The organism is Nocardia colli, from assembly GCF_008704205.1.
Classification (GTDB): Bacteria; Actinomycetota; Actinomycetes; order Mycobacteriales; family Mycobacteriaceae; genus Nocardia; species Nocardia colli.
The window spans coordinates 287,364-308,702 of sequence record NZ_VXLC01000016.1; the positions used below are offsets into that span (position 1 = coordinate 287,364).

A 21,339-nucleotide genomic window follows, 5' to 3' on the forward strand; every position below is an offset into this window, starting at 1 on the left:
CGCCGATCGCCTGGCGTCAGCCGAGTCTCAGGGTGCCGGGCTAATCTGTTCGGCGTGGCAGACGAAAGTGGGTCGGTGTCGGTGTCCGATTCGGACGACGAGCGGGTGCGGCGCAGCAGGCGGCGCCGCGAGAAGAAGCAGCGGCCGTTCTGGCAGGAGCTGCCGATTCTCGTCGTCATCGCGGCGGTGATCGCCGCGCTGATGGTCACCTTCGTCGGACGCCCCTACGTGATTCCGTCGCAGTCGATGGAAACCACGCTGCACGGCTGCGCCGGGTGCACGGGCGACCGCATCTACGTGCAGAAACTCAGCTACTACTGGGGTGATCCCAAGCCCGGTGACGTGGTCGTGTTCGTCGGCCCGCCGTCCTGGAACACGCACTACCAGTCGATCCGTTCGGACAACGCCGTCGCCCGCGGCGTGCAGAACTTCTTCTCCTTCTTCGGCCTGGTGCCGCCCGACGAGAACGATCTGGTGAAGCGGGTGATCGCGGTCGGCGGTCAGACGGTGCAATGCTGCGACGCGCAGGGCCGGGTGCTGGTCGACGGCAAACCGCTGGACGAGCCGTACGCGCGCTACCTGCTCCCGTACGTCCCCGGTCAGCCCTACGGCCCCGGCGGCGGACGCGAGTTCAAGCCGGTCAAGGTGCCCGAGGGGCATCTGTGGGTGATGGGCGACAACCGCAACGAGTCCGCCGATTCGCGCGCCCACATCACCGATGAGCTGCAAGGCACGGTCCCGGTGGACAACGTCCGCGGCAAGGCCGTGTTCAAGATCTGGCCGCCCAGCCGGATCGGTCCGGTCCGCTCAGAGAACGCCCAAGCGAACTGATCATCAGCGGCCGCAGCATAATTGGACGGTGGGGCAGAGCCGAGTGGTACAGAGCAATGGGTGGCCGCCGCGCGTGGTGATGCGAAAGGCGGGTGGATTACGCACGCTCGAAGCGGCGTTGATCCGCAGCGGGCTCGGCCCGGTCGCCGGCGTCGACGAGGCGGGCCGCGGACCGTGCGCGGGGCCCCTGGTCGTCGCGGCCTGCCTGCTCGCGCCCAAGGCCTACGACAAGCTGGCCGGGCTCGACGACTCCAAGAAGCTCACCGAGGCGGTCCGGGAAGAGCTGTACCCGGTGATCATCCGGTTGTCGCTGGCCTGGAACGTCGTGGTGATCCCGGCCTGGGAGATCGACTCGATCGGCATCCACGTCGCCAATATCGAGGGCATGCGCCGCGCGGTCGCCGGGCTCGGCGAGACGCCGGGATACGTACTGACCGACGGCTTCCGGGTGCCCGGCATCCCCGCGCCGTCGCTGCCGGTGATCGGCGGTGACGCGGCCGCGGCCTGCATTGCCGCCGCCAGCATCCTGGCGAAGGTCACCAGGGACCGGATGATGGTCGATCTCGACGAACGGTTCCCCGGTTACGGTTTCGCCGGCCACAAGGGCTACAACACGCCCGACCACCTCGCCGCCTTGCGCCGGCTCGGGCCCAGCGACGAGCACCGCCGCTCCTGGCGCAACGTGCGCGAGGTCGAGGGCCTGCGACCGGTCTCGGCGGTGGCCGAAGCGGCGGATGCGATGCTCTCCGGCGAGGAGACCCCGATGATGTCCGATGAGTTCCAAGACGGGCGTCCGGATAGCCGAGTGGCTACCGGCGCTACCCATGCGCGATGATGTCAGCACACGACGCAGCGCGGCGAGAAGGAGGACGTCCCACCCGATGAGTGCCGAGGACCTCGAGAAGTACGAAACCGAGATGGAGCTCTCGCTGTACCGGGAGTACAAAGACATCGTCGGTCAGTTCTCGTACGTGGTGGAGACCGAGCGCCGCTTCTACCTGGCCAACTCCGTGGAGTTGCGCCCGCAGAACGCCGACGGTGAGGTGTATTTCGAGGTTCGGATGAGCGATGCCTGGGTGTGGGACATGTACCGTCCGGCCCGGTTCGTCAAGCACGTCCGCGTGATCACCTTCAAGGACGTCAACATCGAAGAGCTGGAGAAGCCGGACCTGCGCCTGCCGGAGTAGTAGCACGGTCCACCGACAGTTCGGTGGTTTCGGCTAGCTGCGTCCCCGGGTTCTCCACAGCGACCCGGTTATCCCCAGGGCCGGTATTCGCCCAGTTCGGCGGCCGAGGCCGAGGTGCGCCGCCGGGCACATTGGCCGGGTGACGGATAAAAGGGCGCTCGGCGCGCGTGGGGAAGAACTGGCGGCACAGTTCCTCGAGACAGCGGGGATCGAGATCGTCAGCAGGAACTGGCGATGCAAATACGGTGAACTGGACATGATCGTCCGGGACGCCGGGGTCACCGCGTTCGTGGAGGTCAAAACCCGGTCGGGGCTCGGGTTCGGGATACCGGCCGAGTCGGTCACCTTCATCAAACAGCAGCGGATCCGGCGGCTCTCGCTGCTGTGGCTGGCCGAGCAAGACGGTCCGTGGCGGCAGATCCGGTTCGACGTCGTCTCCGTGCTGCTGGCCCGCGGGCACGAGCCGGTCATCGATCACCTCAAGGCGGTGTTCTGATGGCCCTCGGCCGGGCGCATTCGGTCGCGGTCACCGGGGTGGACGGGCTGATGGTCGAGATCGAGGCCGACATCGGGCAGGGGTTACCCGCGGTGCACCTGGTCGGGTTGCCGGATACGGCACTGCAGGAATCGCGGAATCGGGTTCGCTCGGCGGTGGCGAACTCGGGGGAGAAGTGGCCGGACGGGCGGGTGATTCTGGCGCTCTCGCCGGCGACGTTGCCCAAGATCGGCAGCGTTTACGATCTGGCCCTGGCGATTTCGGTACTCGACGCGTCGGGTGCGGTTCCGTCCGAGCGGCTCGCGAAGACGGTGTTGCTCGGTGAACTCGCGTTGGACGGGCGGGTTCGTCGGGTGCGCGGCATCTTGCCCGCGGTGATCGCTGCCCGTAATGCGGGATGGCCTGCGGTCGTGGTGCCGGAATCGGCGCTGGCCGAGGCCGGATTGGTCGATGGGATAGATGTTTTCGGCGCGCCGAGCCTGCGCACGGTGGTGGCCTGGTTGCGTGGGGAAGGCTCGCTTCCCGAACCGACCGGGCGGATGCCGGAACCGGTGCGGTCCGGCGGTGATCTGAGTGAGGTGGTCGGGCAGGACGAGGCGCGCTGGGCGTTGGAGGTCGCCGCGGCGGGTGGGCATCATCTGCTGCTCACCGGTCCGCCCGGGATCGGGAAAACGATGTTGGCGCAACGGCTTCCGGGGCTGTTGCCGCCGCTGTCGGAGTCCGAGTCACTGGAGGTGACCGCCATCCACTCGATGGCGGGCGTGTTGTCCGGTGACCACCCGCTGATCACGATGCCCCCGTTCGTCGCGCCGCATCATTCGACGTCGGTGACCGCCATGGTCGGCGGCGGCTCGGGCACCGCACGACCGGGTGCGGTGAGCCGGGCGCATCGCGGTGTGCTGTTTCTCGACGAATGTGCGGAGATCGGCACCAAGGTGCTGGAGGCGATGCGAACTCCGTTGGAGGAGGGCGAAGTTCGCATCGCGCGCCGTGACGGCGTGGCCCGGTATCCGGCGCGATTTCAACTCGTCCTGGCGGCCAATCCGTGCCCGTGCGCGCCGGCCCGGGACGTCGACTGCATCTGCGCGCCGCTTGCCCGGCGGCGCTATCTCGGGAAACTGTCCGGGCCGCTGATGGATCGCATCGACATCTGGGTGCGGATGCACGGTCAGTCCGGGGCCGCGTTCAACACCGACAAGGCCGAAAGCAGTGCGGTGGTGCGCGATCGGGTCGCGGTGGCGCGGCAGGCGGCGGTGCGGCGCTGGCAGGAGTACGGCTGGCTGACCAATGCCGAAGTGCCGGGCCATATTCTGCGTCAGAAGTTCCGGCTGCCGCACGAGGCGATCGCGCCGGTCGAGACGGCGTTGCGGCTCGGGCGGATGTCCGCGCGCGGTGCGGACCGGGCCATCCGAGTCGCGTGGACGATCACTGATCTGCGCGGCGCGGAGTTGCCGACCGCGCAGGATGTGCTGGCGGCGTTGAACTTTCGGCAGCGAGGTGCGCAATGAGCGCGGGCGTCGACGCGGAGTCCGTGCCATCTCCTACGGACGACGGGGACATCGAGCTCCCAGTGCTATCGGCTGGAAGCTGCTCCGAGGCCTTCGATCTCGACGCCTACGAGCGACGGCTGGCGTGGGTGTATCTGTCCCGGGTGGTGGCGGGGCCGTGTGCGGCGCTCTCGGCCTTGATCGAGTCGGTGGGAGTGATCGAGGCGGCGCGCGCGGTACGCGAGTGTGAGCTGCCGCAGTCGCTTCGCGGACCGACCGAGCAGCGGCGCGGAACGGACTCGGCGGCACGGGATCTGGAGCTGATCGAGCGGATCGGTGGACGGGTGGTGACGCCCGACGATCCGGAGTGGCCCGCGTGGCGACTGCTGGGTCTCACTCAGCTCGACGCGGGTCGTGACCGGGACGGTGCGGTACCGCTGGTGCTGTGGGTGCGCGGTCCGCGGTCGCTGCTGGAATCGAGCGACCGCGCGCTCGCGGTCGTCGGCGCGCGGTGCAGCACCGGGTACGGGAACCAGGTCACCGGTGAGATCGCGAGCGATCTCGCGGCCCAGGGCTGGACGATCGTGTCCGGCGCGGCCTTCGGGATCGACGGGATGGCGCATCGCGCGGCGTTGGCCGTCGGCGGCTCCACCATCGCGGTGCTGGCCTGCGGCGTCGACCGTCCGTATCCGGCAGAGCACGATCGGCTGCTGGCCGAGATCGCCGAAACCGGGCTGGTGGTCAGCGAATACCCGCCCGGCACCACCGCGCACAAACACCAGTTCCTGGCGCGGAACCGGCTCGTCGCCGCCCTGGCCGACGGCGTGCTGGTCGTCGAGGCGGGATTGCGCAGCGGGGCGCGCAACACGGTGAAATGGGCACGGCGCCTCGGCCGTCCGGCGCTGGCCGTCCCCGGCCCGGTCACCTCGGCGGCCTCCGTCGGCTGTCACCGGATGATTCGCGAAGGCGAGGCATTGCTCGTCACGCGAGCAGCGGAGGTCATCGACGAGGCCGGGCCGCTGCGTTTGCCGCTGCCCGATTCGGCCGGCGGCCCCGAGGATTCGCTGTCCGGTGACGAAGCCCTCGTCTTCGCTGCTCTCCCGAAGATCGGTTCGCGCACGCCCCGTGAACTGGCCCAGCAGTCCGGCCTGACCCTGCACGCCGTTCGCGCGGCCCTGCCCGCCCTCGAGCTCGCGGAGTTCGTCGGCACGAACGAAGGCGGCTGGTACCGGAAACCGACCACCCGCCGCCACCCCGAGGACACCTGACCGATGCCACCCACCCCCCAAAAGAAAGCTGACACAAATGTATGGTGCAGGTACCATAACCCCCATGCTGAAAAAGACGACAGTAATGGTCGACGAAGAGGACTTGGCCCTCATCAAGGCGGCCGCCGCGCGGGAGGGCAGGCCCGAGTCCGAGATTTTCCGCGAGGCATTCCACATCGCCGCACTGCGCACAAAACGCTGGACCGACAACTGGGACATCCCGACGATCAGCTCCGGCAGGTCGCGGACAGCCGAGGAAATGAATCAGGTGGTCCACGAGGAGATCGTGCGGCGGAACAGTTGATCGTCATCGGCGACACTTCCGCCCTGGTCGCCGCCTTCGACACCGATCACTCGGAACACGAAGGCGCCCGCGCCGCACTGGCCGCAGCGTCGCTGACGGTCGTCTGCCCGCTAGTACTGCTCGAGATCGAACACATCGTGACCCGGGACTTCGACCGGCAGACGGTAGGCGTCCTCAACGATTGGCTGCTCGCCCAGGAACCGCTCGGCCGCGTCGCGGTACCGGCGCTGCCGAGCGACCACCTGCGCAAGGCGCGCAGAGTGCAAGACCGATACGCCGATCTACGACTCGACCTCACCGACGCGGTAAACGTCGTGCTGGCAGCCGAATACGAGACCGACGTGATCCTGACCCTAGACCGCAAGGATTTTCGCGCGATCCGGCCACTGACCGGTGCCGAGGCCTTCCGAGTGCTGCCCGACGACCTGTGAGCGGCGCGGTGGCTTGCCAACCGAGACAACGGTAAGGACGGTGGTGAGATGGAAGAACTGCCCGAGGACCTGGAAGCGCTGCTGGCCGAGTACAGCAGGCACCTGCGGCTCGGCCGGAACCGGTCGGCGCACACGGTGCGCGCCTACCTCGGCGACGCGCGTTCGCTGCTGGCCCACCTGTACGCCAGGTCGGCGGATTCCGCGGTGCGCGAACTGGATCTGCTGCTGCTGCGCTCCTGGCTCGCCCAGCAGTCCCAGGCCGGCGTGGCGCGGACCACGATGGCGCGGCGGGCCTCCTCGGCCCGCACCTTCACCGCCTGGCTCACCCAGACCGGACGGCTGACCGTCGATCCAGGACTGCGGCTCGGTTCCCCCAAGGCGCACCGGGTGCTACCGGCCGTGCTCGGCCGCCAGCAGGCGCTCGGCGCCATGGACGCCGCCGAATCCGGCGCCGCACAGCATGATCCGATGGCACTGCGGGACCGGTTGATCGTGGAGCTGTTGTACTCCACCGGAATTCGAGTCAGCGAGCTGTGCGGCCTCGACATCGACGATGTCGACCGCGAACGCCGAGTGGTCCGCGTGCTCGGCAAAGGCAACAAGGAACGCTCGGCCCCCTTCGGCATCCCCGCCGACGAGGCGATCGGTAACTGGCTCCAGCACGGCCGCGCCGCCTTCGCCACGGCGGACTCCGGCCGCGCCCTGCTACTCGGCCGCCGCGGCAAACGCCTCGACCAACGCCAAGCCAGAACCGTTGTGCACGAAGTGGTCTCCTCCATCCCCGGCGCCCCCGACATGGGCCCGCACGGCCTACGCCACACCGCCGCCACCCACCTCCTGGAGGGCGGCGCCGACCTCCGCGTCGTCCAAGAACTCCTCGGCCACGCCAGCATGGCCACCACCCAGCTCTACACCCACGTGTCGATCGAACGGCTCAAGAAGGTCCACGACCAGGCACATCCCCGCGCTTGAGGCAAGCAGGGGCCGCGCACGAAGCGGTCCGCCCTCGACTCGCCGCGCGTCCGATGTCTAACCCGCAAAAGGTCTCGGCGGCAACCGTCTACGGGTTCGCCCCTCCGGTGCCTGCGCGGTACTGCGGTCAGTCATGTCCCGCCTTCCGACGAACAACCAGTCGCAGCATTCCGGGCGTCGCCAGGACGAATCGTTGTTCGTCTGCGCGACAAAGGCGATCCGCAGCCTGAGCTTCGAAGCAATCGGGCCGGAACAGTGAGTTACGCCCAGTGACGCCGCCTCTCCGACCGCATGGAGAGACGACGCCTCCGTTCCCTAGCCGACCTCGACCACAGGCTCCTGCGGCTGATCAGCCGCAGGTGTCCGCCGCGCCCGAAGCAGCGTCACACCGAGCAACGCGGCCGCGACGCAGAACCCGGCGCTGATCCACGAACCCGTCGACATGGCCGCGGTGAACGCCACCTTCGCCGGCTCGGCGAACCCGAGTTGGAATGCGGCGCCGATGGATTCGCGCGCCGCCTCGGGGACATCCGCCGGCATCTGCTCGGTGAACACGCCAGCCAGCACGCTGCCCAGGATGGCGATGCTGATCGCCATGCCGACCTGCTGCAACGTGTCGTTCATCGCCGAACCGACGCCGGCATGTTCGAGCGGAATGGCGCTCATGATCGCGGCATACGCGGCCGGGCCGGCCAACCCGCCGCCGACGCCCATGACCAGCATGCTGACCAGGATCCACAGGTAACTCTCGCTGACGGCAAGAATCGCGAACGCCCCACCCATGATCAGCAGACCCGACACGATGAGCGTCTTGTTGGTGAGCTTCTTGCCCAAGGTCGCGCCGAGCCCGTTGCACACCGCGGCGGCCACGGCATAGGGGAGCAGCGCCAACCCGGCCTTCATCGGCCCATAACCGAGCACGAACTGCAGGTACTGGGTGAGCATCAGCATCACCGCGCCCATCCCGAACACCATCAGCAGCAGCGTGAGCGCAGTGCCGGTGAAGTCCCGGTTGCGGAACACCGCCAGCGGCAGCATCGGATGCGCGGACCGGCTCTCCCACACCACGAACCCGATCGCGGTCAGCACGGCCAGCGCGATCATGCCGATGTTCCACTCGCGCTCGATGATCACGTAGACCGTGGAGACGAGCGCGACGATGGACAACAGCACGCCGACCAGGTCGACCGGCCGCTGCTCGCCGGTGGTTTCCGGCATCAGCACCAGTGCCGCGACGATGGCGAGCGCCGCGACCGGGATGTTCAGCAGGAACACTGATCCCCACCAATAGTGCTGCAGCAGTAGACCACCCAGCGTCGGCCCGGCGACGATGCCCACCATCGAGACGGTGGACCAGGCGGCCATCGCCTTGCGCCGTTCGTCCTCGGCGAAGGTGGTCATCAGGATGGAGATGGTCGAGGGCATCAGCAGCGAACCGCCGACGCCCATCAGCACCCGCGCGGCGACGACGTGCCACGGCTCGGTGGCCAGCACCGCGGCCAGCGAGGCCACGCCGAACACGGCCAGGCCGTAGATCAGCATCCGCCGCCTGCCGAATCGGTCGGACAGGCTGCCCGCGGTGAGCAGCAGTCCGGCGAAGACCAGCACGTAGCCGTCCAGGATCCACTGCACGTCCGACGGCGTGGCCCCGAGCTCACGAATCAGCGACGGGATAGCGAGGTTGAGCACAGTGCTGTCGAGCATCAGCACCAGCAAGGACAGGCAAAGGACCCCCAGAATCCACCAGCGGCGAGGGTCTCGTACAACGTTCGATTCCACTCGAACAGCGTACGATGAACTCGCACAGTGTGCGAACCAATATAAGATTGGCCCGTGACCAAGCAGTTCGACTCGGTATGGCTCCGCGAACCCCGGCAACCGAAGGCGTCGGGGTTACGCCTGGACCACATCGTCGGCGCGGCCGTCGATCTCCTCGACGCCGAGGGGCTCGATGCGCTGAGCATGCGCAAGATCGGCGCCAAGCTCGACGCGGGCGCCACCAGCCTCTACTGGTATGTCGCCAACAAGGACGAGCTACTGGAATTGGTGCTCGACGAGTTCTGGGGCATGGTCGAGGTCCCGGAGTCGGACGACGCGTCCTGGCGGGAAGTGCTGACGACGTTCGCCTACAACTTCCGCGACACGCTGCGCGCGCACGGTTGGAGCGCCTCGCTGATCGGTCAATTGCCCAGCATGGGGCCGAATGCGTTGCGGCTCACCGATCGGCTGCGCCGCGCCTACATCTGCGCGGGCTTCCGTGGCATCGATATCTATCTCGCCAGCGGCACGGTGATGTCCTACGTGCTCGGGATCGTGACCCCGGAGATCGCGTGGGCCAAGACGTATGGCGATGTCGATATCAACCGGGAGTCCATCGTGCAGATGATGGAAGAGGTGGCCGGGGACTATCCGGACATGTTGTCGGACTATCGGGCGCTCTCGCCGGTCACCCCCGACGCGGCGCGGGCGATGGCGTTCGATTTCGGCTTGCTGTGCCTGCTGGACGGTCTGGAGCACCGGCTGCCCGAGGGGGCGGGGGAACGATCGGAGGATAGGGACGCCGACGCCGACCTGTCTTGATAAACTGAAACGAGTTCTAGTTTGTCGACGGAGCATGCATGGCCCGGAGACGTGGTGTACCTCAACGATTCCGGCGTGGGTGCACGGGAAGGCGTTCGCGTGAGCACCCACACCGTCCTCGGCCAGGAAGTTCGCATGCCGGTTCGCATCCGGCTCGCGCACGCGTTCATGGCGAGCTATCTGGTTCCCGCCGGTGCCGCGCAGGAACTCATCGACTACTCCGGACTACATGTTCTGCGACTTCCGGGCGGCCGCGCGATGTGTTCGCTCGTTTTCGTCGAGTACGTCGACGGTGATCTCGGCCCGTACAACGAGTTCGGCGTCTCGTTCATGGTCCGGCACCACACCGCCGACCCGGCCGTTCGTTTCGGCGACCTCCGTGCCTTGGCGACGAACCGGGCCGGAGTCTTCATCCATCGCCTGCCGGTGGACGGCGACTTCACCCTCGCCGCCGGTCGCGGAATCTGGGGATTCCCCAAGGAACTTGCCGATTTCACCGTGCGCCACGACGCCGGACCGCGCCACGGCGCGCTGCGTCAGGACGGCAAGCTCATCGTCGATCTGACTGTTCAACAGGGCATTTCCACACCGCAACGCCGAAACACCGCCTCCTCGTTCGACGCCTACTCGCACATCGACGGCGTCACCCGATGCACGCCATGGCGAATGGAACCATCCGGCATGCGGGCCCGCCCCGGCGGCGCCACCCTCGCCCTCGGCGAGCACCCCATCGCCGACGAACTGCGCTCGCTGCGCCTCCCGCGCCGCGCCGTCATGACCTCCACCATCTCCCGTCTGACGATGACCTTCGAAGACGCAATCACCGTGTAGTTACAGCTACAACCAGCGGGAACACCTCCTCGAGTAACCGCATGATCACGGCCCGCGCGGTTCGTGGACGCCCCCAGGATGGCCGGTTAGGGTGACGTAGCGGGCTGTTTGCTCGCGACACGAAGCCGACCTGTATGGGAGAGGTGCCCGTGAATTCCGACGACCAGCGCCGGCAGCTGGATCCAGGCGACGGCCTGGCGGAATCACGCGGTGTGGTCGCGGAGATGTGGGGGAAGTTCCGTGCGATGCACGGACCGCAGCACCTGCTCGATGGAGCCGCTCCCGCGATCGGCTTTCTGATCGCCTATTCCGTGGCCGGCGCCGAGGTCGGTGTCTTCGTCGCGATCCTGATCGCCGTCGCGCTGGGCGCGGTGCGGCTGATACGCGGCGATTCGGTGCGGGTGGTGGCGGGCGCGGTGCTGGTGATCCTGGTGTTCTCGCTGTTCGTCGAGATCACCGGCGAGGGGCGCGGTTTCTATCTGCCGGAAGTAGCGTTGAGCGTCGTGATGACCGTGCTGTTCGGTGCGACACTGCTCACCGGCAAGCCGCTGAGCTACACCGTGACCCGCAAGATCCGGCTCGAGCCTGCCGAGCCCGCCGACCGCGCGGCCCGGCTGCGGCTGCATCGCCGAATCACCCTCGCTTGGTTCGTGTTCTGGGCGGCGCACGTGGCGGTGATGGTTCCGCTCTATCTGGCCGACAAGGTCGTCCTGCTCGGCACCTTCGCCCTGGTCTTCGGCAAGCCCGCGCTGGTCGTCCTGCTCGCGCTGACCTGGCTGTGGGTGCGCGAGAAATCCACCGCCCGAGCCGGGGCGGCATGACGCTGCCGAGCCCCGACGCCGAGTCGGAGGACGGGGAAGAAGAGGTCGACTACCGGTTCACGCTGGCCAATGAGCGCACGTTCCTCGCGTGGATGCGTACGTCGCTCGGCCTGCTCGCCGGTGGTGTCGCGGTGCACACGTTGGTGCAGCCGTTCCGGATGGGCGGCGTTCGGCGGGTGCTCGCGCTGAGTTGTCTCGTGCTCGCGGTGGTCATCGCGGTTGGTGCGTACGCGCATTGGCGGCGGGTGGGGGTGGCGATGCGGCAGGGGCGGCCGCTGCCCGACACCGTGCTGGTGCCGATCCTGTCCGCGGGCATCGCCGTCGTTTCGGTGCTGGCCGGTGTCGCGGTGTTGCTGCGATGAGCCGCGCCGGGCTCGCCGCGGAGCGCACCGCCCTGGCGTGGCGGCGCACGGCGGTCGCCTCGATGATCACCGGCGCACTGTTCCTGAACCATGCCGTGACCAGCGGGTGGCGTCCCGCGTTGATCGCGCCGATCGGCGCGGCGATCGCCATGGCGGCGCTGGCCGGCCTGAGTTACCTGCGCAACCGCAGCCTGCGCGAGGGCCGCCACGGCCACGGCGGATTCGTCGTCGGCGCGGCGGCTGTGGTGGTGGTGGCCGTCGCGAGTCTCGCGGCCGTTATCGAGCTCACCGATCCGTGGCCCTAGATCCCCACCGGCACAGCAACTTTGCACCGACTCCTAGGAGGATGACATGAGCGAACGATCAGTGCATGCCGGAGTCGAGCGCCAGCGCGGCGCGGGCATGAGCACAGCGACCGAGCCGAGCGATTTCATCGTCGCGGAGCAGCAGCGTTCCGCCGCCGCGCTGCCGTTCGCCGACACTGCCGATCTCGCGGACGCCGAGCGCGGGTTCATCGCCGCGCTGGAGCCCGGTGTGGTGACCGCCGCCGACGGAACCGTGGTGTGGGACAACGACTCCTACGACTTTCTGCGCGAATCCTGTCCCGCCTCGGTCAATCCCAGTCTGTGGCGGCAGGCCGGGCTGGTCACCAAGCAGGGGCTGTTCGAGGTCACCGAGGGGATCTATCAGATTCGCGGGCTCGACCTGTCCAACATGACGCTGGTCGAGGGCAAAACCGGTGTGCTGGTGATCGATCCGCTGATTTCCGCGGAGACCGCCGCCGCCGGGCTCGCGCTGTATCGGGCGCATCGCGGGGATCGTCCGGTGATCGGGCTCATCTATACCCATTCGCACGTCGACCATTTCGGTGGCGCGATGGGGGTGACCACCACCGAAGACGTTGCGGCAGGACGTTGTCCGGTGATCGCACCGGCCGGGTTCCTGGAACACGCTGTGGCCGAGAACGTGTACGCGGGCACCGCGATGTCGCGCCGGGCCGGGTACATGTACGGCGCCGTGCTGCCGCGCGGGCCGCTCGGCGCGGTGGGTGCGGGGCTAGGCCAGACCACCTCGGTCGGCACCGTGACTCTGATTCCGCCGACGGTCGACATCACCGAGACCGGGCAGGAGGAGACGGTCGACGGGATCCGGATCGTCTTCCAGGTCACCCCCGGCACTGAGGCACCCGCCGAGATGAACTTCTACTTCCCGGACCACCGCGCCCTGTGTATGGCCGAGAACGCCACGCACACACTGCACAACCTGCTCACCCTGCGCGGAGCACTGGTGCGCGATCCGCACGTCTGGGCGAAGTACCTGACCGAGGCGATCAACCTGTACGCGCGCCGGTCCGATGTGGTGTTCGCCTCCCACCACTGGCCCACCTGGGGGACCGACCGGCTGGTGGAATTCCTTGCGCTGCAACGTGACCTATACGGATACCTGAACGATCAGACCTTGCGCCTGCTGAACCAGGGCTACGTCGGCGCGGAGATCGCCGAGATGATCACCCTGCCGTCGGCCGTCGAGGGTAGCTGGCACACGCACGGGTATTACGGGTCGGTCAGCCACAACGTCAAGGCTATCTATCAGCGGTACATGGGCTGGTTCGACGGCAATCCGGCGCACCTGTGGGAGCATCCGCCGGTCGAATCCGCCATGCGGCATGTGGAGTTCATGGGCGGCGCCGAGGAAGTGCTGCGCAAGGCGCGCAAGTCCTACGACGCGGGCGACTACCGGTGGGTGGCCCAGGTACTCAACTACGTGATCTACGCCGATCCCACCAACGACGCGGCGAAAGCGTTGCAGGCCAGCACATTCGAGCAACTCGGCTACGGCGCGGAGAACGCCACCTGGCGCAACTTCTATCTCAGCGGCGCCTACGAACTGCGCTACGGCTCGTTCGGTACGCCGACCAAGGCCAACGCGCCCACCATGCTGGCCGCGCTGACCGTGGAGCAGGTCTTCGATGCCATGGCGTTGCGCGTCGACGGTCCGAAGGCGTGGAATCAGCGGGTCGTCGCGGATTGGCAGATCAGCGACGAGGATCGCGTGCACCGCCTCGAACTGCGCAACGGACGGCTGACCCACTACGACCGGCCGGACGGGGTGCCGCTGCCGGAACCGGACGCGGTCTTCACGCTGAGCAAGGCGACGCTCATGCGGGTGCTGCTGGCGGGTGAGGATTTCGGGGTCGCGGCCGCCGCGGGCGACATCCTGATCGACGGCGACGTCACCAAGCTGGCCGAGCTCGTCGGCGTATTCGATTCGCCGGACCCGGATTTCACCATCGTCACGCCGCGCGGAACGCTCGGATAGTCCGCCGCCCGACGAAAACTGTTCGACTCCGAAACCGACCCTCCCTACGGTGGTGCACATGTCAACCGAACCCTCGACCGATCGGCTACCCCTGCGCGAGCGCATGCGCGCCGCGCTGACCGTTGCGATGAAGTCCCGCGACCGGCAGGCGATCACGGCCCTGCGGTCCACCTTGGGCGCCGTCGACAACGCGGAGGCGGTCGACGTCGGTGAGCAGCGGGCGGGTGCGGTGGAGAGCAGCGCGGTCGGCCTCGGGGTCGCCGAGGTCGCGCGCCGCGAGCTGACCGAGGGCGACATCGAACAGATCGTGCGCGCCGAAATCGCCGAACGCCACACCGTCGCCGACGAGTACGACGGGCACGGGCGCACGGAACATGCCGAGGACTTGCGCGCGCAGGCCAAGGCGCTGACCGACCTGCTCTAGGTCGAAGGAAGTAGCGATCCGACGGTGTCCGTCGAGTGCCGTATCCGCTTGACGGACACCGCTATTCAGAACGCCCGATTTACACCGACGTGGGCAGCGTCTTGATGTACCGCCCGGCGATGAATCGCTGGATGACGCGCACCACCGGCCCGCCGAGCTTGGTGTACCAGGTCCCGGGCCGCGAGAACGCGGTCACGAGGCCGTACACCGACTCGTCGGCCGGGTCGTACTCGACCGCGAACAGTTCCTCACCGATCTCCGGATGCCCCGGCAATGTCCCGTAGGCGAACCCGCGCTGGTTCGGCGCGGCGAGCACGTACACCACTCGGCACGGCGCGATGATCGCCAACGGCCCGACTCCGAGCCGCACCGTCAAACGCGTACCGGGCTCGGCCTGCACGGTCGACGCATCGTGAAAGATCCCGGTGCCCTTCTGCATCCGATAGTCCAGAATCGCCGCCCCGGCATGCTCGAACAACGCCCGCCCATGCCCGATCCGGCGGCGAAGCCGAAACCGGTGATACCCCTCCGGCAATTCACTGGTCGTCGCCCCGACTTCCGAATACGTGAACGGCGGATCGCCCGGCGCTTGCTCCATCTCCCGATCTTCACCCGCGCCCGGCGCCATTGGGAAGCAATCCGCAGCGTCTGTTTCGACACTCCGCGCGCCGCGCGCGGACCGCCACTCGTCTCGGCGTGATCCGTGTCGAGGCGGCGCGCAGCGCCGGTGAACAGCGAAGAGCCGCAGGCGACTCAGGGCGGTGCGACCGGCTTCAGCCGTAGCGGAGCAAGGTGCAGTAACCGCAACGGATCCAGGTACTCCCGGCGTCGCCGGCCACCGCCCTCGCTCCGCAGTCCCCAGTGCAGGCACGTCCCGCAACCCTCGTGCCCGGCTTCCAGCGTGCCGATCCTGGTGCCCCGCGCGACCCGCCGCCCGACCGAAACCTCGGCGTGCACCGGCTCGTAGGTCGTCCGCAGCCCACCCGGATGATCGATCGACACCACCTGCTTGTCGGCCACCGTCCCCGCGAACACCACGATCCCGTCTCCGGCTGCCAGCACCGCCTGCCCGGACGTGCCGGCCAGATCGACCCCCCGATGCCCCGGCAGCCAATCCTGCGCGGGCTTGTCGAACCGTCGCACCACCGTCGGCCGCGGCTGCAACGGCCAGCCGAAGTCGCCGGCGGGCGCGGCCATCGCTACTGGTTCCGAACCGGTCAGCACCAGTGCGAATCCGACGAGAACGGCCCAGAGATTCGAACGTGCGCCGAGCATCACAAGGCATCACCGGATCGCCACCGACGGCAACGCCAGCGGAGCCGGCGAAACGAGCCCGCAGAACTCGGAATCGCTCGGCGACATGAAAAACGGTGCGGGACCGACATATTCACAGAACTCGGGATCGAGCGGAGAAACTCCGGCTGGCACCCGCAACGGCGCCGGACGCACCAACCCGCAGAACGAACCCGTGCACGCCCCGAGCACGGGTTCGCTCCGCAGCCCGCCGATCGAACCCGCGGGCTCCGGCCCCACCGCCGATTGCGCATCCGCCGCGACCGGCGGCGCCGTCAACACGGCAAGCGCGAAGAAAAGCGGTATGACCAGCGTCATCATCGATGAAATCGGATTCGAAGGCATGCCATGAAGCCTCATCCGCCCGGCCCGCCCGCGGAACCCCCACCACCCCGATTGTGGACAACTTTCTCGACTGTGGACATCCCTCGTTCCACCTGCCGCAACCACCCTCGCGTACCCCCTGACAGGCCGATTTAGAAGCTGAGCCCCCTACCCCGTAGACTGATCGAGCGGTCTGTGCGTGCATGGACCGACTTCGCGCGCCACCCCGTGCTTGTTCGCAACGGCGCTGTTCGAATCGAGTTCATCGTTTTTCGGTTCGCGGCAGAGCCTGTGCGGAGCAGGGAGTCGTCGGCTGGTCCCCACCCTCGCGGTCGGGTCCGACGATTCGGAGGCGCCAGGGCAACGAGTCACCGATTCGTTGCGTCAACCGGCAAATGAAAGAGAGATACGGGAGCTATGGCTGTCGTAACAATGAAGCAGCTGCTTGACAGCGGCGCGCACTTCGGGCACCAGACACGGCGCTGGAACCCGAAGATGAAGCGGTTCATCTTCACCGACCGCAACGGCATCTACATCATCGACCTGCAGCAGACGCTGACCTACATCGACAAGGCCTACGAGTTCGTCAAGGAGACTGTCGCCCACGGTGGCACCGTTCTCTTCGTCGGCACCAAGAAGCAGGCCCAGGAGTCGATCGCGGCCGAGGCGACTCGCGTCGGGATGCCCTACGTCAACCAGCGCTGGCTGGGTGGCATGCTCACCAACTTCTCCACCGTGCACAAGCGCCTGCAGCGCCTCAAGGAGCTCGAGGCCATGGAGCAGACCGGTGGCTTCGAGGGTCGCACCAAGAAGGAAATCCTCATGCTCACGCGTGAGATGAACAAGCTGGACCGCACCCTCGGCGGTATCCGCGACATGGCCAAGGTGCCCTCGGCCATCTGGGTCGTCGACACCAACAAGGAGCACATCGCCGTCGGCGAGGCGCGCAAGCTGAACATCCCGGTCATCGCGATCCTGGATACCAACTGCGACCCCGACCTGGTCGACTACCCGATCCCGGGTAACGACGACGCGATCCGTTCCGCCGCGCTGCTGACCAAGGTCGTCGCCTCCGCGGTGGCCGAGGGTGTGCAGGCGCGGGCCGGCCTGTCCTCCGGTGACGACAAGCCGGAAGCCGGCGCGGGCGAGCCGCTGGCCGAGTGGGAGCAGGAGCTGCTCGCTTCGGCCGCACCCGCCGCCGACGCCCCGGCCGAGACCCCGGCTGAAGCCCCCGTCGAGGCTGCCGCCGAGGCCGCTCCGGTGGAGACCCCGGCCGAGGCCTGAGTCTCGTAACTCGCTGTTCCAGCGGTGATCACCAACGCGTGCGATGGTGATCACCGCTGCCCAGTACTCAAGCACTTTCTCCGAAGGAGGCTCGCCACCGATGGCGAACTACACCGCCGCCGACGTGAAGCGGCTCCGGGAGCTCACCGGCTCCGGGATGATGGACTGTAAGAACGCGCTGGCCGAGACCGACGGCGATTTCGAGAAGGCCGTCGAGATCCTGCGCATCAAGGGCGCCAAGGACGTCGGCAAGCGTGCCGAGCGCACCACCGCCGAGGGCCTGGTCACCGCCAAGGGCGGCGTCATGGTCGAGATCAACTCCGAGACCGACTTCGTCGCGAAGAACGCGGAGTTCCAGGCGCTGGCCGACCAGATCGTGGCTGCCGCCGCGGCTGCCAAGCCCGCCGACCTGGACGCGCTCAAGGCCATCGACCTCGGCGGCCAGACCGCCGACGAGGCCGTGCAGGCGCTCGCCGCGAAGATCGGCGAGAAGCTCGAGCTGCGTCGCGTCATCTCGCTCGACGGCCCGGTCGCCACCTACCTGCACAAGCGTGCCTCGGATCTGCCGCCGGCTGTCGGCGTGCTGATCGAGTACCAGGGCGAGGGTGACGCGGCGGCCGACGCCGCGCGTGCCGCCGCCATGCAGGTTGCCGCGCTCAAGGCGAAGTACGTGACCCGCGACGAGGTTCCGGCCGACATCGTGGAGAACGAGCGCCGCATCGCCGAGCAGACCGCGCGCGAAGAGGGCAAGCCCGAAGCCGCGCTGCCGAAGATCACCGAGGGCCGGGTCAACGGCTTCTTCAAGGACGTCGTGCTGCTCGAGCAGTCGTCGGTCACTGATTCGAAGAAGACCGTCAAGGCCCTGCTGGACGAGGCCGGGGTCACCGTGACCCGCTTCGCCCGCTTCGAGGTCGGCGCCAACTGATCGCGCCCCGCGAGCGCTCCGGCCGAGGCCGGTGCGCACCCGCGGGACCGGGTCTAGCCGCACTCACAGCACCATAGCGAGCAGACCCCCTGTCGACCGATTTGCCGGTTGACGGGGGGTCTTCTTATGCCGCAGAACACGCATAGGGCAGGATAGGGGCCGCTCCGTGTTGAGGAGCCTTTCCGAGCTGCCGAATTCTGTGACGCACTTGCCTGCCGAGAACAACGTTGACCGCCGAAGGAGAAGAACACCCATGACGGACCCGGGGATCGATCGCCCAGGATATCGCCGGGTGCTTCTCAAGCTAGGTGGCGAGATGTTCGGCGGCGGCCGTGTCGGGCTCGACCCCGACGTGGTGGAGACGGTCGCCGAGCAGATCGCCGAGGTCGTCGCGACCGGCGTGCAGGTGGCCGTGGTGATCGGCGGCGGCAACTTCTTCCGCGGCGCCGAGCTGGAGGAGCGCGGCATGGAACGCGCCCGCTCGGACTACATGGGCATGCTCGGCACCGTGATGAACAGCCTTGCGCTGCAAGACTTTTTGCAGAAGCAGGGGATCGAGACCCGGGTGCAGACCGCGATCACCATGGGTCAGGTCGCCGAGCCGTACCTGCCGCTGCGCGCCAAGCGTCACCTGGAGAAGGGCCGCGTGGTCATCTTCGGGGCCGGCATGGGCATGCCCTACTTCTCCACCGACACCACGGCCGCCCAGCGCGCCCTGGAGATCGGCGCCGAGGTGGTGCTGATGGCCAAGGCGGTCGACGGCGTGTTCACCGCCGATCCCAAGGTCGACGAAGACGCCACCATGTACTCCGAGATCACCCACAAAGAGGTCATCGAGAAGGGGCTCAAGGTCGCCGACGCGACGGCCTTCAGCCTCTGTATGGACAACCAGATGCCGATGCTGGTGTTCAATTTGTTGACCAAGGGCAATATCGCCCGAGCGGTCGCCGGTGAGAAGATCGGCACATTGGTTCGGTCCTGACCCCGCGACCCGCGGATCATGACGATGACGACGCTGTGGAGGAAACGGTCGTGATTGAAGAAGCGCTCTTCGACGCCGAGGAGAAGATGGAAAAGGCTGTCACGGTAGCGAAGGACGATCTCGCGGGCATCCGCACCGGACGCGCCAACCCGGGGATGTTCACTCGGATCGTCGTGGACTACTACGGCTCGCTGACCCCCATTACCCAGATGTCCAGCATCACGGTGCCGGAGCCGCGCATGGTCGTGATCAAGCCGTACGAGCAGGCGCAGCTCGGCGCGATCGAAACCGCGATCCGCAACTCCGATCTCGGCGTCAACCCCACCAACAACGGTGACATCATTCGCATTTCGGTGCCGCAGCTGACCGAGGAGCGTCGCCGCGAGCTGGCCAAGCAGGCCAAGGGCAAGGGGGAGGACGCCAAGGTGTCGATCCGCAATGTCCGCCGCAAAGCCATGGACGAACTCTCGCGCATCCAGAAGGATGGAGAGGCGGGTGAGGACGAGGTCGGGCGTGCCGAGAAGGACCTCGACAAGACCACCGCCAGATATGTCGGCCAGATCGACGAACTGGTCAAACACAAAGAAGCTGAACTGCTCGAGGTCTGACGCCGCCGGCGGCGCGCCGCCGATCGACGCAGCAGGCCCGCCCGGGCGGGGGACGAACGGAACGACGAGTTGAGCGACGGGACAATCGTGGCCGAGAACGCCGCCGCGACCGGTGCGGCTGAGGAGCCGAGGCCGGTGAACGGCACAGCTGATACGAGGCAGGAGCACGTGCGCGATGCGGGAGCATCGGGTCACGAGCCGTTAGCCTCGGCTGCGGCGTCCGTGCACGACGCTCCGGCCGCCGACGGTGCCGCGTGGGCGTCGGCCGCGACCGCGCAGACGGTTCCGGCCGTCTCGGCGGCCGAGCACGACCCGGAGGCGCACGGTCCGAACGCGGTGCTCGCCGCGACCCCGCCGACCGGTTCGCGTGCGGGACGGAACCTGCCCGCTGCGCTCGCCGTCGGGTTCGGGCTCGGGTTGTCCCTGATCGCGATTCTGCTGTTCGTGCCGAAGGTGTTCATCGGTGTTGTCGGCGTCGCGGTGGGCGTCGCCACCTGGGAGGTCGCCAAGCGGCTTCGCGAGGCCGACGTCCTGGTGCCCCGGATTCCGCTCATTGTCGGTGGTCAGGCCGTGTTCTGGCTCGGCTGGCCGTACGGCGCGAGCGGTGTCGCGGGCGCGTTCGCCGCGACCGCGCTGACCTGCATGGTGTGGCGGCTCTTCGACCACGGGCTGCAAACCGCGCCGCGAAACTTCCTGCGCGACACCGCCATTGCCATCTTCACCCTGGCCTGGATCCCGCTGCTCGCCTCGTTCGCGACGCTGCTGCTGCTCGAACCCGACGGCAACCTGCGGGTGCTGACCTTCATGATCCTGGTCGTCTGCTCCGACGTCGGCGGTTATGTCGCCGGGGTGTTGTTCGGCAGGCATCCGATGGTGCCGTCGATCAGCCCGAAGAAGTCCTGGGAGGGTTTCGGCGGCTCGCTCGTCTTCAGCGTCATCGGCGGCCTGCTCACCGTCACTTTGCTGCTCGACGCCAACTCGATGATCGGCGTCGTCCTCGGCGTCGGCCTCGTCCTCGTCGCCACCTGCGGCGACCTGATCGAATCCCAGATCAAGCGCGAACTCGGCATCAAGGACATGGGCACCCTGCTCCCCGGCCACGGCGGCATCATGGACCGCCTCGACTCCATGCTCCCCTCCGCCTTCGTCTCCTGGCTGGTCCTCTCCACCCTCCTCTGACCAGCCCACACCCCGGCTACTCGGCGCGAATTCGGACCTCGCTACGCCTACTTCTTCGCGGCGCGGCGCAGTTGGAGGATGCGGACGCCGCCGACGAGGGCCATTACCAGTGCGCCGCCGATCACCGACAGCAGGACTGCGACGCCGAGGGGCAGGGAGAAGTGCCAGAAGAAGAGGCCGACCTGGACCTGGTCGAGGTTCTGCAGGATGAAGACCAGCAGGACGATCAGGATCAGTGCGCCCGCGATCAGCCCGACCCAGGTGTTGCCGGCCCGGGAGGACAGTGACTGGCGATGCTTGGCGGCGGGGGCGGCAGGCGGGGCGGTGGCGGCGGGCGGGTTGGTCGCCGGGGGAGTCTTGGTCATCGGCTCGTCCGGGAAGGCTGGATCGGGATCCGACAGGTGGTCAGCATTGGTGGACATATCCCGATC

The 21,339-nt window shown here is 67.7% G+C and carries 26 protein-coding genes; 21 read left to right on the plus strand and 5 right to left on the minus strand.

The genetic code is table 11. The annotated features are described in order from the left end of the window. Nucleotides 1–75: 75 nt before the first annotated feature. The 9 genes from lepB (at nt 76) to F3087_RS30795 (ending at nt 6,976) form a co-directional block, all read left to right on the plus strand. Nucleotides 76–831 (plus strand): signal peptidase I, encoded by a 756-nt coding sequence (lepB, locus tag F3087_RS30755; RefSeq protein ID WP_150405671.1) that lies wholly within the window; start codon nt 76–78, stop codon nt 829–831. 79 nt (nt 832–910) lie between these two features. After that, entirely contained in the window at nt 911–1,666 is a 756-nt protein-coding gene (locus F3087_RS30760) for a ribonuclease HII (RefSeq protein ID WP_150405672.1), read from the plus strand. 46 nt (nt 1,667–1,712) lie between these two features. Beyond that, a complete protein-coding gene (locus F3087_RS30765) occupies nt 1,713–2,018 on the plus strand; it encodes a DUF2469 domain-containing protein (RefSeq protein WP_011210678.1) in 306 nt (101 codons plus the stop codon). Nucleotides 2,019–2,157: 139 nt separating this feature from the next. Next, entirely contained in the window at nt 2,158–2,514 is a 357-nt protein-coding gene (locus F3087_RS30770) for a YraN family protein (protein ID WP_150405569.1), read from the plus strand. Then, on the plus strand, nt 2,514–4,022 hold the full coding sequence (locus tag F3087_RS30775; protein ID WP_150405570.1) for a YifB family Mg chelatase-like AAA ATPase: 1,509 nt from the start codon (nt 2,514–2,516) through the stop codon (nt 4,020–4,022). The genes F3087_RS30770 and F3087_RS30775 overlap by 1 nt, the downstream gene beginning before the upstream one ends. A gap of 119 nt (nt 4,023–4,141) precedes the next feature. Further along, on the plus strand, nt 4,142–5,269 hold the full coding sequence (gene dprA, locus F3087_RS30780; protein WP_223885484.1) for a DNA-processing protein DprA: 1,128 nt from the start codon (nt 4,142–4,144) through the stop codon (nt 5,267–5,269). Between the two features lie 64 nt (nt 5,270–5,333). Beyond that, entirely contained in the window at nt 5,334–5,573 is a 240-nt protein-coding gene (locus F3087_RS30785; protein WP_150405572.1) for a ribbon-helix-helix protein, CopG family, read from the plus strand. After that, entirely contained in the window at nt 5,570–6,004 is a 435-nt protein-coding gene (locus F3087_RS30790; protein WP_150405573.1) for a PIN domain-containing protein, read from the plus strand. Before F3087_RS30785 ends, F3087_RS30790 begins: the two co-directional genes overlap by 4 nt. 48 nt (nt 6,005–6,052) lie before the next feature. Continuing rightward, a complete protein-coding gene (locus tag F3087_RS30795) occupies nt 6,053–6,976 on the plus strand; it encodes a tyrosine recombinase XerC (protein WP_150405574.1) in 924 nt (307 codons plus the stop codon). Between the two features lie 315 nt (nt 6,977–7,291). On the opposite strand, the gene F3087_RS30800 is transcribed toward F3087_RS30795, so the two are convergent. Beyond that, the gene (locus F3087_RS30800; RefSeq protein ID WP_223885465.1) at nt 7,292–8,755 is read right to left on the minus strand and encodes an MFS transporter; all 1,464 of its coding nucleotides are present in this window, start codon (nt 8,753–8,755) and stop codon (nt 7,292–7,294) included. Nucleotides 8,756–8,809: 54 nt separating this feature from the next. On the opposite strand from F3087_RS30800, the gene F3087_RS30805 reads away from it, so the two are divergent. The 7 genes from F3087_RS30805 (at nt 8,810) to F3087_RS30835 (ending at nt 14,313) form a co-directional block, all read left to right on the plus strand. Continuing rightward, complete coding sequence (locus F3087_RS30805) at nt 8,810–9,556, plus strand: TetR/AcrR family transcriptional regulator (protein ID WP_150405575.1); 747 nt, start codon at nt 8,810–8,812, stop codon at nt 9,554–9,556. A gap of 99 nt (nt 9,557–9,655) precedes the next feature. Continuing rightward, the gene (locus tag F3087_RS30810; protein ID WP_150405576.1) at nt 9,656–10,387 is read left to right on the plus strand and encodes an acetoacetate decarboxylase family protein; all 732 of its coding nucleotides are present in this window, start codon (nt 9,656–9,658) and stop codon (nt 10,385–10,387) included. 149 nt (nt 10,388–10,536) lie between these two features. Further along, nucleotides 10,537–11,208 (plus strand): DUF3159 domain-containing protein, encoded by a 672-nt coding sequence (locus F3087_RS30815; protein WP_191094219.1) that lies wholly within the window; start codon nt 10,537–10,539, stop codon nt 11,206–11,208. Further along, entirely contained in the window at nt 11,205–11,570 is a 366-nt protein-coding gene (locus tag F3087_RS30820) for a YidH family protein (protein ID WP_150405578.1), read from the plus strand. The genes F3087_RS30815 and F3087_RS30820 overlap by 4 nt, the downstream gene beginning before the upstream one ends. Continuing rightward, entirely contained in the window at nt 11,567–11,875 is a 309-nt protein-coding gene (locus F3087_RS30825; RefSeq protein WP_150405579.1) for a DUF202 domain-containing protein, read from the plus strand. The genes F3087_RS30820 and F3087_RS30825 overlap by 4 nt, the downstream gene beginning before the upstream one ends. Before the next feature lie 97 nt (nt 11,876–11,972). After that, nucleotides 11,973–13,889 (plus strand): alkyl/aryl-sulfatase, encoded by a 1,917-nt coding sequence (locus F3087_RS30830; protein WP_150405674.1) that lies wholly within the window; start codon nt 11,973–11,975, stop codon nt 13,887–13,889. 58 nt (nt 13,890–13,947) lie between these two features. Beyond that, complete coding sequence (locus F3087_RS30835) at nt 13,948–14,313, plus strand: GatB/YqeY domain-containing protein (protein WP_150405580.1); 366 nt, start codon at nt 13,948–13,950, stop codon at nt 14,311–14,313. Between the two features lie 79 nt (nt 14,314–14,392). Here the strand turns inward: F3087_RS30835 and F3087_RS30840 are convergent, their stop codons facing one another. The 3 genes from F3087_RS30840 to F3087_RS46115 all read right to left on the minus strand — a co-directional run bounded on the left by F3087_RS30840 (nt 14,393) and on the right by F3087_RS46115 (nt 15,951). Beyond that, complete coding sequence (locus tag F3087_RS30840; protein ID WP_150405581.1) at nt 14,393–14,911, minus strand: DUF1990 family protein; 519 nt, start codon at nt 14,909–14,911, stop codon at nt 14,393–14,395. A gap of 155 nt (nt 14,912–15,066) precedes the next feature. Further along, nucleotides 15,067–15,588, minus strand: a complete 522-nt coding sequence (locus F3087_RS30845) for a M23 family metallopeptidase (RefSeq protein ID WP_150405582.1) — start codon at nt 15,586–15,588, stop codon at nt 15,067–15,069. A 9-nt stretch (nt 15,589–15,597) separates the two neighbouring features. Then, nucleotides 15,598–15,951, minus strand: coding sequence for a hypothetical protein (locus tag F3087_RS46115; protein WP_191094220.1), 354 nt, complete (start codon nt 15,949–15,951; stop codon nt 15,598–15,600). A gap of 396 nt (nt 15,952–16,347) precedes the next feature. Between F3087_RS46115 and rpsB the strand changes: the two genes are divergently transcribed. The 5 genes from rpsB to F3087_RS30875 all read left to right on the plus strand — a co-directional run bounded on the left by rpsB (nt 16,348) and on the right by F3087_RS30875 (nt 20,908). Beyond that, the gene (rpsB, locus tag F3087_RS30855; RefSeq protein WP_150405584.1) at nt 16,348–17,214 is read left to right on the plus strand and encodes a 30S ribosomal protein S2; all 867 of its coding nucleotides are present in this window, start codon (nt 16,348–16,350) and stop codon (nt 17,212–17,214) included. Between the two features lie 100 nt (nt 17,215–17,314). Continuing rightward, entirely contained in the window at nt 17,315–18,139 is an 825-nt protein-coding gene (gene tsf, locus F3087_RS30860; RefSeq protein ID WP_150405585.1) for a translation elongation factor Ts, read from the plus strand. A gap of 253 nt (nt 18,140–18,392) precedes the next feature. After that, a complete protein-coding gene (gene pyrH, locus F3087_RS30865; protein ID WP_150405586.1) occupies nt 18,393–19,121 on the plus strand; it encodes a UMP kinase in 729 nt (242 codons plus the stop codon). A 50-nt stretch (nt 19,122–19,171) separates the two neighbouring features. After that, nucleotides 19,172–19,729, plus strand: a complete 558-nt coding sequence (gene frr, locus F3087_RS30870; RefSeq protein WP_150405675.1) for a ribosome recycling factor — start codon at nt 19,172–19,174, stop codon at nt 19,727–19,729. A gap of 222 nt (nt 19,730–19,951) precedes the next feature. Further along, entirely contained in the window at nt 19,952–20,908 is a 957-nt protein-coding gene (locus F3087_RS30875; RefSeq protein WP_375904421.1) for a phosphatidate cytidylyltransferase, read from the plus strand. 47 nt (nt 20,909–20,955) lie between these two features. Here the strand turns inward: F3087_RS30875 and F3087_RS30880 are convergent, their stop codons facing one another. Beyond that, nucleotides 20,956–21,330, minus strand: a complete 375-nt coding sequence (locus tag F3087_RS30880; RefSeq protein WP_191094222.1) for a LapA family protein — start codon at nt 21,328–21,330, stop codon at nt 20,956–20,958. Between the last annotated feature and the right edge of the window lie 9 nt (nt 21,331–21,339).

Excerpts from the sequence above, each read along its gene's own strand:
- F3087_RS46115 (WP_191094220.1), bottom strand. The coding sequence starts at position 15,951 with ATGCCTTCGAATCCGATTTCATCGATGATGACGCTGGTCATACCGCTT.
- F3087_RS30830 (WP_150405674.1), top strand. The coding sequence starts at position 11,973 with ATGAGCACAGCGACCGAGCCGAGCGATTTCATCGTCGCGGAGCAGCAG.
- F3087_RS30765 (WP_011210678.1), top strand. The coding sequence starts at position 1,713 with ATGAGTGCCGAGGACCTCGAGAAGTACGAAACCGAGATGGAGCTCTCG.
- rpsB (WP_150405584.1), top strand. The coding sequence starts at position 16,348 with ATGGCTGTCGTAACAATGAAGCAGCTGCTTGACAGCGGCGCGCACTTC.
- F3087_RS30785 (WP_150405572.1), top strand. The coding sequence starts at position 5,334 with ATGCTGAAAAAGACGACAGTAATGGTCGACGAAGAGGACTTGGCCCTC.
- F3087_RS30880 (WP_191094222.1), bottom strand. The coding sequence starts at position 21,330 with ATGTCCACCAATGCTGACCACCTGTCGGATCCCGATCCAGCCTTCCCG.
- F3087_RS30835 (WP_150405580.1), top strand. The coding sequence starts at position 13,948 with ATGTCAACCGAACCCTCGACCGATCGGCTACCCCTGCGCGAGCGCATG.
- pyrH (WP_150405586.1), top strand. The coding sequence starts at position 18,393 with ATGACGGACCCGGGGATCGATCGCCCAGGATATCGCCGGGTGCTTCTC.
- F3087_RS30795 (WP_150405574.1), top strand. The coding sequence starts at position 6,053 with ATGGAAGAACTGCCCGAGGACCTGGAAGCGCTGCTGGCCGAGTACAGC.
- F3087_RS30825 (WP_150405579.1), top strand. The coding sequence starts at position 11,567 with ATGAGCCGCGCCGGGCTCGCCGCGGAGCGCACCGCCCTGGCGTGGCGG.
- F3087_RS30845 (WP_150405582.1), bottom strand. The coding sequence starts at position 15,588 with ATGCTCGGCGCACGTTCGAATCTCTGGGCCGTTCTCGTCGGATTCGCA.
- F3087_RS30840 (WP_150405581.1), bottom strand. The coding sequence starts at position 14,911 with ATGGAGCAAGCGCCGGGCGATCCGCCGTTCACGTATTCGGAAGTCGGG.
- F3087_RS30760 (WP_150405672.1), top strand. The coding sequence starts at position 911 with ATGCGAAAGGCGGGTGGATTACGCACGCTCGAAGCGGCGTTGATCCGC.
- tsf (WP_150405585.1), top strand. The coding sequence starts at position 17,315 with ATGGCGAACTACACCGCCGCCGACGTGAAGCGGCTCCGGGAGCTCACC.
- F3087_RS30775 (WP_150405570.1), top strand. The coding sequence starts at position 2,514 with ATGGCCCTCGGCCGGGCGCATTCGGTCGCGGTCACCGGGGTGGACGGG.
- F3087_RS30820 (WP_150405578.1), top strand. The coding sequence starts at position 11,205 with ATGACGCTGCCGAGCCCCGACGCCGAGTCGGAGGACGGGGAAGAAGAG.